Source organism: Achromobacter sp. Marseille-Q4954, assembly GCF_943737025.1.
Taxonomy (GTDB): domain Bacteria; phylum Pseudomonadota; class Gammaproteobacteria; order Burkholderiales; family Burkholderiaceae_B; genus Achromobacter; species Achromobacter bronchisepticus_A.
In genome coordinates, this window is sequence record NZ_CALSFQ010000002.1 from 971,305 (window position 1) to 986,770 (window position 15,466).

The window sequence follows — 15,466 nt, forward strand, 5'->3', positions numbered from 1 at the left end:
TTCACCTCGCCGCCATCGGACGGCCGAAGATGCCCTGGGGACGCAGCAGCAGCACGCACAGCAGCACCGCGAAGGCAAATACGATCTTGTAGGCAGGTCCCACCACCAGGCTGGCGACTTCCTGCGCAATGCTGAACACCATGATCCCGACGATGGCGCCCACCGGATTGCCGATGCCGCCCAGGATCACGGCCGCGAACATGGGCATCAGCAATTCCCAGCCCAGCTCGGGGATCACCACCGCCTTGATGCCCAGCAGTACGCCGCCCAGCCCGCAATAGGCGCCCGCGATGCTCCACAGCGTGATCATCACGCGCCGTCCGCGGATGCCGCTGGCCGCGGCCAGCTCGGGGTTGTCCGCCACCGCCCGCATGCGCCGCCCGGTGGGCGTCATGTGCATCAGGGCGAACACCAGCGCCAGCGCGGCCACCGCCGTGCCGACGATGTACAGGTCGGTAGGCAAAATGCGCACGCCGCCGAAATTCCAGGCGCGCGTGAGCGGCAGGTCGAAGGTGTACTGGTCTTGCCCGGCGAAGAAGGTGATCGTGCTGCGCAGCGCGAACGCCACGCCGATGGACGCGATCAGGCGCGACACGTTGGAGCGCGACTCCAGCGGCCGGAACACCCAGGCATAGAAGAACAGGCTGACCAGGGTGGTGCCGGCGACGGCGGCCAGGCCGCCCGCCAGCATCGAGCCGCCGGCCAGCGCCTGCGTGAAGACGGCGGCGTAGGCGCCCAACGTCATGTAGTCGCCGCTGGCGGCGTTGGGAAAGCGGGCGATGCCGAACACCAGCGTGATCGCCAGTGCCGGCAAGGCCAGCAGCATCCCGATCACAACGCCGTTGATCGCGGCGTTGATGACGGTGATTGCATCCATACTTGTGTTCCCCTAGTGTTTTTATCGTCAGACTTTGCCGGCGATGACTTCATTGAGCACCAGCTTGCCGTCGCGGATGTCGAAGACGCCAAAGTCCGGCACGGTCTCGCCCTGCTTGCCGAAGTCCAGGCGCGAGGACGCGCCGTCGTAGTCCACCGGCTTGCCGGCGCGCAGCAGCGCCTGGCCTTGCGCGAAGCCGCTGACCTTTTCGCCGCCGCCCTGCGCGGTCACGGCGCGGATCTTGCCGTTGATGGCAGCCACGTCCGCGGCAGCCCCCGCCGCCTCGATCGCCAGCGCCAGCGTGATCACCATGTCGTAGGACTGCGACGCGAAGATGTCCGGTTCGCGCTTGGTGCGCTTGCGGAATTCGGCGGCGAAGTGCTTGTACGCCTGATGCTCGTGGGCGGCGACGTTGGAGATCGAGATAATGCCTTCGGTGGCCTCCTTGCCCAGCGCCTTCACCAGGTCTTCGTTGGCGGTCCAGCCCGGCATGATGAACTTGCAGTCCTGGCCGGTCTGGAACCACTCCTTCAGGATGATGGTGGCGTCGGGCCGGTAGGCGCTCAGCGAAATCACGTCGGGCTTGGAGGCCAGCACCTTGGTCAGTTCGGTGCGATAGGTGGTCTGGTTGGGCTCGTAGATGGTGAAGGCGCTGACCTGTCCGCCCTTTTCCTGCCAGGCATCACGGAAGTAGTTGGCCTGCCCCACAAACGTGGAGTTATTGAAGGCCATGACCGCCGGCCGCTTGAAGCCGCGCTGGCGCGCCACTTCCGCGAAGGCGCGGCCGAACACCGCGTTGGAGGCCTGGAACATCCAGGCCAGCCCCTGCTTGTTCTCGGTCAGCATTTCCGGCGCGCCGCAGGTGTTCATGGTGATGAGGCCCGCGGCATTGGTGATGGGCATGGCGGCCAGGCCTACCGACGAGGGCCAGATGCCGACTACCGCCTCGACCTTGTTGATCTCGATCAGCTTCTTCACGGCCAGAACGGCCGCGTCGGGCTTGGTCTGGTCGTCTTCGGCGTAGAGCTGGATCTTGCGGCCGGCGGCGCCGCCGGCGGCGTTGACCTCATCGATGGCGATCTTGATGGCTTCCAGCATGGCCGGCCCGTAGGGACCGCCGACGCCGGTGATGGAATTGAGCGCCCCCAGGCGGAACGGCTGGGCCGATTGCGCCCGGACCAGGGAGGGCGCGGCGGCGCAAGCGGCCAGCGCGGCGCTGGCCGCGATAAAGCCGCGGCGGGAAAGATGGATGGGCTGTGTCATGAAGGTTCCTTGCGGCGTGAACATCTTTGTTCAACTTCGAATAGCCGCCGGCGTCGAAAACGCCGGCGTCCCCTTGGAGCTTGGATGCGACTTCGATACTGCCTGCTGCGGTTTGCCTGCTACGCGATGACTCCTCGGGCGCGCATGCCTGCAATTCTGTCTTCCGCCACGCCGAAGCGGCGCAGCACCTCGTCCGTGTGCTGCCCCATCAGCGGCGCCGCCGTGCGCAAGGCGCCGGGCGTTTTGGAAAACTTGGTCGGAATGCCGATGGTCTTCATCTTGCCCAGCGCGGGATGGTCCAGTTCCTGCACCATGCCGCGCGCCAGGTAATGCGGGTCCTGCATGGCCTGGCCGAAATCGTTGATCGGGCCGCAAGGCACGGAGGCCCGTTCGCAGCGCTCGATCCATTCAGCCGCGTCGGCACGCGCGAATTCGGCTTCCAGCAACGGCTCCAGCTCGGCGATGTTGGCCAGCCGGTCGGAGTTGGTGATGAAGCGCGGATCGGTGATCAGTTCGGGCCGCTCCAGCACATCCGCGCACAGGCGCTCCCAGGTGCGCTGGTTGGCCGCGCCTATCATGATGAAGCCCTGGCGCGTGCCGAAGGCCTGGTATGGCGCCGACACGCGGTGGCGGCTGCCGGTGCCTTGCGGCACCGTGCCGTCGGCGAAATAGGCGGCGGCTTCCCAGACGAACCAGGGCAAGCCGCACTCGGCCAGCGCGATGTCGATGTGCTGGCCTTCGCCCGTCTTCATCTGGTGGATGCAGGCGGCCAGGATGGCGTAGACCGCGGTCAGCCCCGCCCCCACGTCATAAATGGCGATGCCCGACTTCAAGGGCCGCCCGTCGGGCTCGCCCGTCATGCTCATGATGCCGCTCATGCCCTGGGCCACCAGGTCGAAGCCGCCCTTGCCCGCGTAGGGTCCGGAATGGCCGTAGCCGGAGATGGAGCAATACACCAGGCGCGGATTGATGCGCGACAGCGTTTCGTAGTCCACGCCCAGCGACTTGGTCACGCCCACGCGGTAGTTCTCCACCACCACGTCGGCCCAGCGCGCCAGCTCGTACAGCACCTCGCGCGCCTCGGGATCCTTCAGGTTCAGCGCCACGCCCTGCTTGTTGCGATTGATCTGGGCGAAACAGGTGGATTCGCCGTTCACGTAGGGGCCCATTTCGCGGGAGTCGTCGCCGGCGCCGGTCTTCTCGACCTTGATGACCTCGGCGCCCAGGTCGGCCAGCACCATGGTGCAGTACGGGCCGGCCATGATCTGCGAAAGATCCAGGATCTTGATGCCGGCAAGGGGGGATGCAGCTTGAGTCATATGCGGTCCGTCTTGGGTCGGTGGCCGGATCAGCGGCCGATGAATTCGGGAATGCGCTTGGCGGCAAAGGCCTCGCGGCCGCGCCGGTAGTCCTCGGTGCCGAAGCATTCGTAGGCTTCGCTGCGCTCTTGCGCGCTCAACGCGCGTCCTTCGCGCAACTGGCCCACGAAGCGCTTGTGCCAGCGGTTGACCAGCGGCGCCGCCGCGGCGATGCGGCGGGCGGTGGCGTAGGTTTGTTCCGCCACGCGCTCGTCATCCACCACGCGGGTCAGCAGGCCCTTGGACATGGCTTCTTCGGCGCCGAAGATGTTTCCTTCCAGCAGGATTTCCAGCACGCGCGCAGCGCCCACCACGCGGATCAGGTCGGCCAGTTCCTGGTGGTCCACGGTCAGCCCGATGCGATTCACCGGGATGCCGTAGCGGCTGTTGCGCCCGCCGATGCGGATGTCGCACAAGGCGGCCAGTTCCAGCCCGCCGCCCACGCACACGCCTTCGATGCAGGCCACGGTGGGGTGGCGCAGGTGCTTGAGCGTGTCGGTCATGGAAAGCGTGAAGAGCGCGTACTCGGCCGCCTGCGCCGCGCCGTCGCGGTCTTCCTCGAAGCCGCCGATATCGCTGCCGGCGCAGAAGGCGCCGCCCGCGCCCCGCAGCACCACGCAGCGCACGCTATCGTCGGCATCGAGTTCACGCATGACCCGGCCGAATTCGCGGTACATGTCCAGCGTGAACGCATTGCGCTTTTCCGGGCGGTTCATCAACACGGTGGCCACGCCGTCGGCGTCGCGGCTCAGGTCTATGCTCATGCCACGTCCTCCAGGCGCAGTTCGGTGCCCTTGAGCACCACCCTGCCGTCCAGTTCCAGCGTGGCGTCGGTGACGATGGTGTCGTAGTGGGCGGCGGCCTTGACGGTGCCGCCGATGTAGGCGCTGGTGCCCAGCGCCAACTGGATCGAGCCGTAGACCGATTCGTCGGACAGCATGGTGCCGTCCAGCTGGCAGCGCGGGTTCATGCCCACGCCCAGCTCGCCCAGGTTGTAGACCAGCGGATCGTTGAAGCTGGCCAGCAGTTCGCGGAACTGGCGCGCCACCGCGCCGCCCTCGATCGCCACGGCCATGCCCTTTTCCATATGGATGCGCACGGGTTCGTCGCGGATCAGCGAGACGCCGGGAATGCTGGCGTTGACCACGATCACGCCTTCGGCCGTGCCTTCCACCGGCGCCAGGCTGGACTCCAGGCAATAGCCCGCCGAGATGTCGGTGGTGTTGGCGAAGCCGTGCAGCGCGCGGCCGCGGCGGCCGGCGATGCTCATGGTCACGTCGGTGCCGAGCTCGCTGGTGACGCGGGCCGTGTCGGCGCGGGTCAGCGCGTCGGCCAGCCCCTGGATCTGCGGGCGCAGCGCGTCGAAGTCGCAGTCCCAGCCTTCGGCCAGGAAGAAATCGGGCAGATGCGATTCAGGCAGCACGATCACGCCGACCCCGGCGCGCGTGGCCTGCTGGCGCGCATCGGTATGCGCGGCGTTGGCGCGGGTCAATGCAATCACCAGGTCGGCCGCCTGCATGGCCTGGGCCACCACCGGCGACAACTGCCGGCCATGGCGCGCGGAACCGGCGATCTGCAGCAGGTGCAGGCCGGCGCCCGCCTCGTCCACCGCAATGGCCAGGGGCTCGACGTTGTGGTGGGTATGCAGGTCATACAGCACCAGCACTTCCATGCCTGGCTTGGCCGCGCCCAGCTGGCTGACCACCTTGCGCGCGTTCTTCAGTTTCAACAGCGTATGCATGGTGTGCTCCTCAAGCCGCTTGCGACGCGCGCGCGTCGGCGATGCGCTGGGCATCCGCCACCGCGCGCCCGAGGATGTCCAGGCCGCGGGCCAATTCCTCATCAGTAATGGAAAGCGGCGCCAGGAAGCGGATCACGTTGCCGTAAAAGCCCGCCTTCACCAGCACCAGCCCGCCCTGGTAGGCGGCCTGCACGATGTGGGCCGCCAGGTCGCCGGCGGGACTGTCGTCGCCCGCGCCGCGCACGACTTCAAACGCGACCATGGCGCCCTGGCCGCGCACGTCGCCCACGATGCCGTACTGGCCGGCCCAGTCCGCAAAGCGTGCGCGCACCCGGCCGCCGAGGTCGCGGGCGCGCGCCGCGTAGTCTTCGCGCTGCATGACCGCGATGGTGGCGAGCGCCGCGGCGCACGCCAGCGGGTTGCCGCCATAGGTGCCGCCCAGGCCGCCCACGGCCGGCGCGTCCATCAGGTCGGCGCGCCCCACCAGCGCCGCTATCGGCAGCCCCCCGCCCATGGACTTGGCCAGGGTATAGAGGTCGGCTTCGATGCCGGCATGCTGGGTGGCGAACCATTCTCCGGTGCGGCAGAAGCCCGACTGGATCTCGTCGGCGATCAGCACGATGCCGTGTTGGGTGCAATAGGCGCGCAGCGCCTGCAGAAAGGCGGGCGGCGCGGCATGGAAGCCGCCCTCGCCCTGGACCGGCTCGATGATCACTGCGGCGACCTGCTCCGGCGTGACCTCGGTTTCGACCAGGCGGCGGAATTCATTGAAGGCGGCCTCGGCGCATTCGGCTTCGGTCAGCCCCGAGCGGTAGCGCACCGGGAACGGCGCGCGATAGACCTCGGACGCGAAGGGACCAAAGCCGGTCTTGTAGGCGGGCGCCTTGGCGGTCAGGGACAGCGCCATGTAGGTGCGGCCGTGGAAGGCGTTCTCGAAGGCCACCACCGCCTGCCGGCCGGTGGCGCGGCGGGCCACCTTGATGGCGTTTTCCACGGCCTCGGCGCCGGTGGTCTGCAGCATGGCCTTCTTCGGCCAGGATCCGGGCACCAGGCCGACCAGCGTTTCGGCCAGCTCGATGTATTCCGGATACATGACGATGTTGAAGCAGGTGTGCAGATAGCGCGCCGCCTGCGCCTGGACCGCGGCCACCACCTCGGGATGCGCGTGGCCCACGTTCAGGGTGCCGATGCCGCCGGCGAAATCGATGTAGGCGTTGCCGTCCAGGTCGGTCAGCGTGGCGCCGCGGGCAGCGGCCGCGAACACCGGGGGACCGTTGGCCACGCCCAGCGCGACGGCGGCATTGCGCCGGGCCAGATATGCCTGGCACTGCGGGCCGGGAAGTTGAGGGGACTGCACGGCGTCTTTCATTGCCCAGGGCTCCTTGAATGAGTGGGTACCGCGACGAAGTGGAGCCACTATATTCTTGTGCGTTTTATTGTGTCAATGCTGATTTACAACTACGCACTCTAAATTGTGCACAATCTTGCGTTCAAAATGTGCTATGCTTTGCTCCACTCAACCCAGGTGCCTACATGCCCACTAAACGCGCGACTGCCTCTGCTGACGCCGCCGCCCCCGAAACACGCAAGGCGGCCTCCACCCACGAAGTCATACTCGATATGCGGGAACGCATTGCGTCGCAGGCCTTGCTGCCCGGCACCCGCGTGCCGGAAGAAGACCTGGCGCAGGCCTACGACATCCCGCGCGCCAAGGCGCGCGAAGTGCTGGCGACGCTGGAAGACCGCGCGCTGGTGGAACGGGTGCCCAACAAGGGCGCCGTGGTGGCCCTGGTCGACATGGAAACCACCTACCGCCTGTACCAGGTGCGCGAAGCCCTGGACGGACTGGCGGTACGGCTGGCCATGGCTAACGCCACCCCCGCCGACTGGGAAGCGATGCAGGCCCTGCTGGGCGAGCCTTTCGAACAAAGCCTGAAAAGCGGCGACATCGAGGCCCACGTGGCCACGATCGAACAGTTCCGCAACCACATCAAGAAACTGGCGCGCAATCCGGTGCTAAGCGACATGATCGAGCGCATCTACGACCGCACCCGCGTGTCGATGCGCCGCGTGGCCCTGCTGCCGGGCCGCTCAGAGATGGGGATCAAGCAATACCGCGCCCTGCTGGACGCCATGGTGCGCGGCGACGGCGACGAGGCCGAGCGCTGCGTGCGCGAACTGAACGGCAGCGCCCGCGACTACATCGAGCGCTACAAGAACTACGTGATCTGAATCGGGCCGGCCCCTTGCGGGCCGGCCTCGGGCAAGCCCGCGCCTCAGGGCGCGGCGGGCTCGTCGTAGTTGTTGAGCTTCACGCCCGAAACGCCCTGGACCGCGGACGACGCGGCCGGGGCTTTCTTTTCCGCGGCGGGAGCCTGCGCGGCTGCCGCACCCGGCTCCGGGCTGGCCGGCGCGCCCACTGCCGCGCCTGCCTGCGCACCCGCCGCCTCGGCGCCCTCTTCGGCCGGCCGCGCCGCGCGCAGCTTGCGGCGCGCTTCCTCTTGCTGCGCGATCAGCTTATCCAGTTCCGCCGCCACCGCCGTGGACTTGCCCGTCCTGGCCCAATCGGCCGGAGTCTGGCCCTTGGTATCACGCGAGCCCACATCCGCCCCTGCCTTGAGCAACAGGTCCACCATGGGCTTGCGGCCGGAAAGCGCCGCCATCATCAGCGGCGTTTCGCCATTGGGCGCGGGCGCGTTGACCATGGCCTTGTGCGCCAGCAGCAGGCGCGCCATTTCCAGCTGCCCCTTCGAGGCCGCGTAGTGCAGCGGCGTCCAGCCCAGGCGGTTGACCTGGGCGCCGCGCGCGATCAGCTTCTTGGCGCGTTCGGTTTGGCCGGCGATGGCCAGGTACATCAGCGGCGTCTCGCCCGCCGGGTTCTCGGCGTTGACGTCGGTGCGCTTGTCGGCCGCGATCACGTCGAACACCTTCCAGGCGCCGTCCACCACCGCGCGCATCAGGGCCGGTTGGCCGTTCTTGTAGCGCACGTTGGGATCTTCGCCGCGCGCCAGCAGTTCCTTGATGTCGTCCGGGTAGTCATTGGCGACATAGACCCACCAATCGCCGGGATTGGCGGCCTGCGCCGCGGCGGGAACCGCCATGCCCATGGCCAGCGCCAGCAGCGCTCCACGGCAACACGACAAGAGGGTGTTCTGGACGGAAGCGTTGCGGGCAGCCATGGGTTTCCTATAAATCACTTTAAATAAATAAGATTAGATTATTTCTTTATCTTATTGAAAAGACGGAAGAAATTATCCGTTGAAGCGCGTGCCACATCAGCCACCGGTATACCCCTGAGATCCGCGATCTTTTCGGCCACGTGAATCACCTTGGACGGATCGTTCAACTTGCCGCGGTACGGCACAGGCGCCAGATACGGCGAATCGGTTTCGATCAGCAAACGGTCCAGCGGCACCTTGGCAGCCACTTCATGCACGATCTGCGCATTCTTGAAGGTCACGATGCCAGACAGCGAAATATAGAAGTTCTGGTCCAACGCAGCCTGTGCCACTTCCCAATTTTCGGTAAAGCAATGCATCACGCCGCCGACCTCGGCCGCCTGCTCTTCGCGCAACATGCGCACGGTGTCCTCGGCGGACGAGCGCGTGTGCACGATCAGGGGCAGGCCCGTATCGCGGGCGGCGCGGATGTGGCGGCGAAAGCGCTCGCGCTGCCAGTCCAGGGGTTCGGACAGGCGGTAATAGTCCAGCCCGGTCTCGCCGATGGCCACGACCTTGGGATGCTCGGACAGGCGCGCCAGCTCTTCGGGCGTGGGGTCCGGGGTGTCTTCGTAATCGGGATGCACGCCGACCGAGGCCCACAGATTGGCCTGCGGCTCGACCAGCGACATCAGGCCCGGCCATTCCGGCATGTTGACGCTGACGACCAGCGCGTGCGTGACCTGGTTGGCAGCCATCCGGTCAAGTATGGCCGGCAGGTCGGCGGCCAGTTCCGGGAAGTTCAAATGGCAGTGGGAATCGACGTACATGATGAGTCTGGATACAAGTGCCGCGGCGCCGCGCCCTTTACCGGACGAAGCGCCGCCGGATCAAGGGCTTACGCCAGGCAGGATAGCACCACGCGCTGCAAGGTCGCGTGGGCGAAGAGCTTGGCGTTCAAGGGATGGGTGGCCAGCGCGCGCTGGCGCGTTAGCCAGCGCGCGGCCTCGGCCACCTTGGCCGGATTCATGCGCGCGGCGACCCGCGCGACCGCGCTGCCCAGGGCCGGGAAGTAGCGCGACGGCGCCCCCGCGCCGGCCAGCATCAGGTCCGTATATAGGCGCTGCAAGGCGTCGATCCATTCGCTGGCCGCCACTTTTTCCAGGGCCTCGGCCAGCGTGCCGACGTCGGGCGACTGGCCCTTGGACAGCGGCCCGACCAGCTGGGTCAGCCAGGGCGGACAAGCGGACTCGTTCGACTGGGCCAGCCTCAACGCCGCCAGCGGCGCGCCGCCGGCCGCCGCCAGCCATTCGCGGGCCGGTTCCACGTTCTGCTCGCGCAGCCATTGCAGCGCGGTGTCGGGGTCCGGCGCCGGCAGCGGCAAACGCCGGCAACGCGACACCAGCGTGGGCAAAAGGCGGTCCGGCGCATCCGCGACCAGCAGAAAGACCGTGTGCGGCGGCGGCTCTTCCAGCACTTTGAGCAAGGCGTTGGACGACACCACGTTCAGCGCATGGGCCGGGTACAGCAGCGCTACGCGCCAGCCGCCGCGGTGCGTGGCGGTGTTGAACCAGGATTCCAGCGAACGGATCTGGTCTATGCGTATTTCCTTGGACGGCGCGCGCTTGGCCGCGCCCGTGGCGGGTTCGGCGTCTTCCGAGGGTTCGGCGGCGTCCGCGCCCTCTTCCACCGCCACGGCCTCGGGGCGGATGCGGCGCAGGTCGGGATGATTGCCGCTGGCGAACCAGGCGCAGGCGGCGCAACGGCCGCAAGCCAGGCCATTGTCCGGCGTTTCGCACAGCAGGCTGGCCGCCGCGGCGACCGCGAAGTCCAGTTTGCCGATGCCGGCCAGCCCATGGATCAGCCAGGCATGGGCGAAGCGATCGCGGTTGCCGAGCCAGTTGCGCGCCGTCTCGGCCTGCCAGGGCAGGAACTGCGGCGCGTTGGACGCCGTGACGTCCTCGTCTTTGGCGGCGCGGGTCGCATTCATGCCGACTGCCCCAGCAGTTCGCGCAGTCCCGCCTCCAGGCCGGTGCGGATCTGGGCGATGGACTGGGTGGAATCGACGATGCGGATGCGCTGCGGATCAGCCTCGGCGCGGGCGTGGTAGGCCTCGCGGGTGCGTTCGAAAAAGGCCGCGCCCTCGCGCTCGAAGCGGTCCGGCTCGCGCGCGTCGGCCAGCCGGGCGCGCGCCACTTCCAGCGGCACGTCGAAGAGCCAGGTGCGGTCGGGCTGGCCGGCCTGCATCCAGGCCTCCAGCGCGGCCACGCGCGCCGCGCCCAGGCCGCGCCCGCCACCCTGATAGGCATAGGTGGCATCGGTGTAGCGGTCGCAGACCACCCAGGCGCCGCGCGCCAGGGCTGGTTCAATGACCTGGTGCAGGTGCTCGCAACGGGCCGCGAACATCAGGAGCGTCTCGGTGTCCAGTCCCATGGAGTCGGTCAGCAGCAAGGCGCGCAGCTTCTCGCCCAGCGGCGTGCCGCCGGGTTCGCGGGTGGACACCACGTCCAGCCCCTGCGCACGCAGGAAATCGGCGATCCAGACGGTATGCGTGCTCTTGCCCGCGCCGTCCACGCCTTCCAGCGTGATAAAGCGTCCGCGCGTGGTCATTGGTCTTGTCCTTGTACTTGTGCCTGTCCCTGGTCCGGCTCGGGCGCGGCGTCCGGCGCCGGGCTGGCGCTGGGCGCGGCTGCGGGCGTGCCGTTGGCCGGATTGCCATTGGCCGCGCCGCGGCTCGAAGCCGGGCTGGGCGCGGCATTCTGGCCTTGGCCCTGGCCCAGGATGTAGCGGGAAACGTTGCGGTTGTGCTCGTTCAGGTTGACCGAGAACTCGCTGGTGCCGTTGCCGCGGGAAACGAAAAAGAGGAACTTGTGCTGCTCCGGCTGCACCGCCGCCAGCAGCGCCGCGCGGCCAGGCGCCGCGATCGGCGTGGGCGGCAGGCCCGGACGCGTATAGGTGTTCCAGGGCGTGTCGGTCTGCAGGTCGCGCTTGCGGATGCGGCCTTGGTAGGCGTCGCCCATGCCGTAGATCACCGTCGGATCGGTCTGCAGCAGCATGCCGATCTTGAGCCGGTTGGTGAACACGCCTGCCACGCGGCGGCGGTCCGGCCCATGGCCTGTTTCCTTTTCAACGATCGATGCGAGCACCAGGGCCTCGTAGGGCGTGGTCACCGGCAGGTTTGGTTGGCGCTTGGCCCAGGTGTCCTGCAGGATGCGCTGGCCTTCCTGGTAGGCGCGGCGCAGCAGATCATAATCGGTGCTGCCGGGCGTGAAGATGTAGGTGTCCGGGAAGAACAGCCCTTCCGGCTGCTTGATTTCCGAGCCCAGGCGTTCCATCAGTTCTTCATCGGTGGTTTCGCCCAGCGTCTGCTTGACGTCGGGATTCGCGCGCAGCGCCTGGCGGATCTGGCGGTAGGTCCAGCCTTCCAGGAAGGTGATCTGCCGCTGCGTCATGTCGCCGCGCGCCAGGCGCTCCAGCAACTTCCAGGGCGAGTCGCCGTTGATGGCCTGGTAGCCGCCCGCCTTCATCTGCTTGTCGAGTTCGGACAGGCGCGCCATCCAGATGAAACCCGGCTCCCAGACCGGCACGCCGGCCTCGTTGAGCACCCGCGCGACCGTGCGCGGACTGCTGCCCGGATCCACCACGAAATCGATCCTGTCGGCTTTCAGCTGCATGGGCTTGTGGGCCCAATACCAAGCGCCGCCCACGGCTGCGGCGGCAGCCAGCGCGATCAACAGGAAAAACCACAGGACGTAAAAAAAGAGTCGCTTCTTCATAAGTGTCGGAAGTTTAATTGATCGCGCGGAACTCTTGCGGCTAAAGAGGGGCGGAACGTAGCGCGCGTCCCTGCGCGCGGCGGGGACATGGCCCAGCCCGGAGGGGAACGCGGCTATCATCAGCACTTTGATGACGCGATAACACCGCCTCCATGCACGCTTTCCATTCTTCGATTCCCGTCCGCGCAGAAGGTTGCGCGCAAATTGCGCCGCTGGACGATTTCCTGGTCTTCGCCGCATCCGGCGCGGACGCCCTCGGTTTCCTGCACGGCCAGCTCACGCAGGACGTCACCGGCCTGCCCCAGGACGCCGCCCGCCTGGCGGGCTACTGCACCGCCAAGGGCCGCCTGCTGGCCACCCTGGTGATGTGGCGCGCCGCCCCGGGCGCGGACGACGCGCCCCAGCTGTACGGCCTGGTGCCTCAGGATCTGGCGCAGGCGTTGCTCAAACGCCTGTCGATGTTCGTGCTGCGCGCCAAGGCCAAGCTCGCCGCCACGCCGCTGCATGTGGCGGGCGTGACGGCCTCGCCCACGGACGCGGCGGCGCTGGAAGCCGCCGCCGGCGCGCTGCCGCGCGCGCCCTGGCAGCGCGTCGACCTGCCGTCCGGCACCTGGATCGCCGCGCCGTCCGCCAACGCGCATCTGCGCTGGTGGTGGATCGCATCGGACGAACAACTGGACCAGTCGGCCGCGCTGGCCGGCGCGCTGGGCCTGGCGCCCGCCGCGCAATGGCGCGCCGCAGACCTGGCGGCGGGCATCCCGTGGATCACTGCGGCCACGCAGGATGTCTTCATCCCGCAGACGGTCAACCTGGACCTGATCCAGGGCGTGAGCTTCACCAAGGGCTGTTACCCCGGCCAGGAAGTGGTGGCGCGCAGCCACTACCGCGGCACGGTCAAGCGGCGCATGGCCTACGGCACCATTGCCGACGCCGCCGTTCAAGGCCAGGCGCTGGCCGGCGTGGACGTCTATGACGCCACCCAGCCCGGCGAACCCACCGGACGGATCGTGGATGCGGCCGGCACGCAAGGCGTGGTCTCGGTGCTATTCGAAACCACGCTGGCGGCCCTGCCGGAAGGCGATCTGCGGCTGGGCGCCGCGGACGGTCCGCGCATTGCGGCCGCCGCGCTGCCCTATTCCATCACGCCCTGAGCTCCCCGTCCCGCGCGGACCGTGGCGGTCCTAGGCCGCCACGCCGAACAAGGCGCCCACGCCCGCCGTCACGGCCATGGCCAACGCGCCCAGAACCGTGACGCGCAACGCCGCCGGCCCCTTGGGCGCCCCGCCAGCCCCGGCGGCCAGGGCACCCAGCGCGGCCAGGCAAACCACCGATGCGCCGATTACCCAGCCGATGAGTTGCGGCCCTGGCGTCACGGCGGCCACCGCCAGCGGCAGCGCCGCGCCTGCGGCGAACGACGCGGCGGACGCCACGGCGGCCTGCACCGGACGGGCGCGGTTATGAAGAGAGATGCCCAATTCGTCGCGCGCGTGCGCATCGAGGGCGTCGTGGCTGGTCAGTTGGCGCGCCACCTGCTCGGCCAGGTCGCGGGTCAGGCCGCGGTCCACGTAGATATCGACCAGCTCGGCCAGTTCCTCGCCGGAATTGCGCTTGAGCGAACGCTGCTCCATGCGCAGGTCCGCCGCCTCGATGTCGGCCTGCGACTTCACCGACACATACTCGCCCGCCGCCATCGACAGCGCGCCGGCCACCAGGCCAGCCAGCCCCGAGGTCAGGATGGCGCCCTGCGTGGCCTGCGCCGCCGCGACGCCGGTGATGATGCTGGCGGTGGACACGATACCGTCGTTTGCGCCCAGCACGGCCGCGCGCAGCCAGTTGCTGCGAAAAATCCGATGATGTTCTTTTGAAGGCATTGCCACAAACCCATGCGCCGCGTGATGAACGCGCGGCAGGTCCGGCTTGCGCAGGACCCGCCGCGCGCGGGATTCAGCGCGGCGTCACGCGCACCGCGGTAAGCAAGCCTATCACGCAAAGCGTAGCTTGCTCGCCGTCGTACGCATGCACCTCGACCTGGCAGACGGACAGGCGCTTGCCGGGTTTGACCACGCGGCCGCTGGCCACGTAGCGGCTGCCCTTGGCCGGCGCCAGGAAGTTCATCTTGAACTCCGAGGTCAGCACGTCCTCGCCTGGCGCGAACAAGGTATACGCGGCATAGCCGCCGGCGCTGTCGGCGATGGTCGTGGAAATACCGGCGTGCAGAAAACCGTTCTGCTGGCACAGGTCGGCGCGGTAAGGCAGCACGATGTCCACCCTGCCCGGCTCGACCACGTCCAGCGCCGCGCCCAGCAAGGTCATGATGCTTTGCCGGGCGAAGCTCTCCTGGACCCGTGCGGCTGGGTCCGGCTGCGCTTGCGATGCCGCCATGTCAGTCCTGCTCGCGCTTGACCAGGTTGACGATGCTGGAGAAGTCCAGTTTGCCCGAACCGCCGGAACTATGCAGCGAATACAGGTTGCGCGCCAGCTCGCCCAGCGGGATCGAGGCCCGCGCCGACAAGGCCGCCTCGGCCGCCAGGCCCAGGTCCTTCAGCATCAGGTCCACGCCGAAGCCGCCCGCATAGCCCTTGGAGGCCGGCGCATGCTCCATCACGCCGGGCCAGGGGTTGTACAGTTCCGTGGCCCAGTTGCGGCCCGAACTCTTGGCGATGATGTCCGACAGCACCTTGGGATCCAGCCCGTTGGCCACGCCCAGCGCCAGGGCTTCGGACGTGCCGGCCATCAGGATGCCCAACAGCATGTTGTTGCAGATCTTGGCCACCTGGCCAGCGCCGGCCGGACCGGCATGGAAGATGTTCTTGCCCATCTTTTCCAGGATCGGGCGGGCGCGCTCCAGCGCCGCGGCCTGCCCGCCGACGATGAAGGTCAGCGTGCCTGCGGCCGCGCCGCCCGTGCCGCCGGACACCGGCGCGTCGATCATGGCGATGCCACGCACCTCGGCCGCCTGCGCCACCTTGCGCGCCGAGTCGGGCGCGATGGTGCTGCATTCGATGACCAGCGCGCTGGACGGGATCTTGCCCAGCAGGTCCTCGCCCAGATACAGACCTTCGACGTGCTTGCTGGCGGGCAGCATCGAAACCACCACCTCGGCGCCCTTGACTGCTTCCGAAGCGGACGCGGCAGCCTTGGCGCCGGCGTCCGTCAAGGTCTTCACCGCCGCCGGCACCAGATCGAAAACCGTCACGCTATGTCCAGCCTTGACCAGATTCAATGCCATGGGCGCGCCCATATTGCCCAAACCGATAAACGCGATGCTGCTCATGATGTCCTGTCTCCTGTTG

At 67.9% G+C, this 15,466-nt stretch carries 16 protein-coding genes; 2 read left to right on the forward strand and 14 right to left on the reverse strand.

All coding sequences use genetic code 11. The features are described from left to right. Position 1: 1 nt before the first annotated feature. From NGK62_RS22490 to gabT, 6 genes are all read right to left on the reverse strand, one after another. Positions 2–877: a branched-chain amino acid ABC transporter permease gene (locus NGK62_RS22490; protein WP_059380313.1), complete on the reverse strand. Its 876-nt coding sequence runs from the start codon at positions 875–877 to the stop codon at positions 2–4. 27 nt (positions 878–904) lie between these two features. Beyond that, entirely contained in the window at positions 905–2,140 is a 1,236-nt protein-coding gene (locus NGK62_RS22495; protein ID WP_223283476.1) for an ABC transporter substrate-binding protein, read from the reverse strand. Between the two features lie 119 nt (positions 2,141–2,259). Next, entirely contained in the window at positions 2,260–3,459 is a 1,200-nt protein-coding gene (locus NGK62_RS22500; protein WP_059380315.1) for a CaiB/BaiF CoA transferase family protein, read from the reverse strand. A gap of 29 nt (positions 3,460–3,488) precedes the next feature. After that, positions 3,489–4,262, reverse strand: a complete 774-nt coding sequence (locus tag NGK62_RS22505) for an enoyl-CoA hydratase/isomerase family protein (RefSeq protein ID WP_059380316.1) — start codon at positions 4,260–4,262, stop codon at positions 3,489–3,491. After that, on the reverse strand, positions 4,259–5,239 hold the full coding sequence (locus NGK62_RS22510; RefSeq protein WP_059380317.1) for an aminopeptidase: 981 nt from the start codon (positions 5,237–5,239) through the stop codon (positions 4,259–4,261). The genes NGK62_RS22505 and NGK62_RS22510 overlap by 4 nt, the downstream gene beginning before the upstream one ends. Positions 5,240–5,249: 10 nt before the next feature. Continuing rightward, positions 5,250–6,608 (reverse strand): 4-aminobutyrate--2-oxoglutarate transaminase, encoded by a 1,359-nt coding sequence (gene gabT, locus NGK62_RS22515; RefSeq protein ID WP_251880451.1) that lies wholly within the window; start codon positions 6,606–6,608, stop codon positions 5,250–5,252. 164 nt (positions 6,609–6,772) lie between these two features. On the opposite strand from gabT, the gene NGK62_RS22520 reads away from it, so the two are divergent. Next, entirely contained in the window at positions 6,773–7,471 is a 699-nt protein-coding gene (locus NGK62_RS22520) for a GntR family transcriptional regulator (RefSeq protein WP_059380318.1), read from the forward strand. Positions 7,472–7,515: 44 nt separating this feature from the next. Here the strand turns inward: NGK62_RS22520 and NGK62_RS22525 are convergent, their stop codons facing one another. The 5 genes from NGK62_RS22525 to mltG form a co-directional block, all read right to left on the reverse strand. Then, entirely contained in the window at positions 7,516–8,418 is a 903-nt protein-coding gene (locus tag NGK62_RS22525; protein WP_419343204.1) for an ankyrin repeat domain-containing protein, read from the reverse strand. Between the two features lie 38 nt (positions 8,419–8,456). Further along, complete coding sequence (locus NGK62_RS22530; protein ID WP_059380320.1) at positions 8,457–9,227, reverse strand: TatD family hydrolase; 771 nt, start codon at positions 9,225–9,227, stop codon at positions 8,457–8,459. Between the two features lie 68 nt (positions 9,228–9,295). After that, positions 9,296–10,387 (reverse strand): DNA polymerase III subunit delta', encoded by a 1,092-nt coding sequence (holB, locus tag NGK62_RS22535; RefSeq protein ID WP_251880453.1) that lies wholly within the window; start codon positions 10,385–10,387, stop codon positions 9,296–9,298. Continuing rightward, entirely contained in the window at positions 10,384–11,007 is a 624-nt protein-coding gene (tmk, locus tag NGK62_RS22540) for a dTMP kinase (protein WP_059380322.1), read from the reverse strand. The genes holB and tmk overlap by 4 nt, the downstream gene beginning before the upstream one ends. Beyond that, positions 11,004–12,173, reverse strand: a complete 1,170-nt coding sequence (gene mltG, locus NGK62_RS22545) for an endolytic transglycosylase MltG (protein WP_251880455.1) — start codon at positions 12,171–12,173, stop codon at positions 11,004–11,006. The genes tmk and mltG overlap by 4 nt, the downstream gene beginning before the upstream one ends. A gap of 152 nt (positions 12,174–12,325) precedes the next feature. On the opposite strand from mltG, the gene ygfZ reads away from it, so the two are divergent. Then, positions 12,326–13,324, forward strand: a complete 999-nt coding sequence (gene ygfZ, locus NGK62_RS22550) for a CAF17-like 4Fe-4S cluster assembly/insertion protein YgfZ (protein ID WP_251880457.1) — start codon at positions 12,326–12,328, stop codon at positions 13,322–13,324. Positions 13,325–13,354: 30 nt separating this feature from the next. Here the strand turns inward: ygfZ and NGK62_RS22555 are convergent, their stop codons facing one another. The 3 genes from NGK62_RS22555 to mmsB form a co-directional block, all read right to left on the reverse strand. Then, positions 13,355–14,044 (reverse strand): VIT1/CCC1 transporter family protein, encoded by a 690-nt coding sequence (locus NGK62_RS22555; protein ID WP_118933679.1) that lies wholly within the window; start codon positions 14,042–14,044, stop codon positions 13,355–13,357. A gap of 73 nt (positions 14,045–14,117) precedes the next feature. Next, positions 14,118–14,555 (reverse strand): PaaI family thioesterase, encoded by a 438-nt coding sequence (locus NGK62_RS22560; RefSeq protein WP_059380326.1) that lies wholly within the window; start codon positions 14,553–14,555, stop codon positions 14,118–14,120. Position 14,556: 1 nt separating this feature from the next. Next, positions 14,557–15,447 (reverse strand): 3-hydroxyisobutyrate dehydrogenase, encoded by an 891-nt coding sequence (gene mmsB / locus NGK62_RS22565; RefSeq protein ID WP_059380327.1) that lies wholly within the window; start codon positions 15,445–15,447, stop codon positions 14,557–14,559. Positions 15,448–15,466 lie beyond the last annotated feature (19 nt).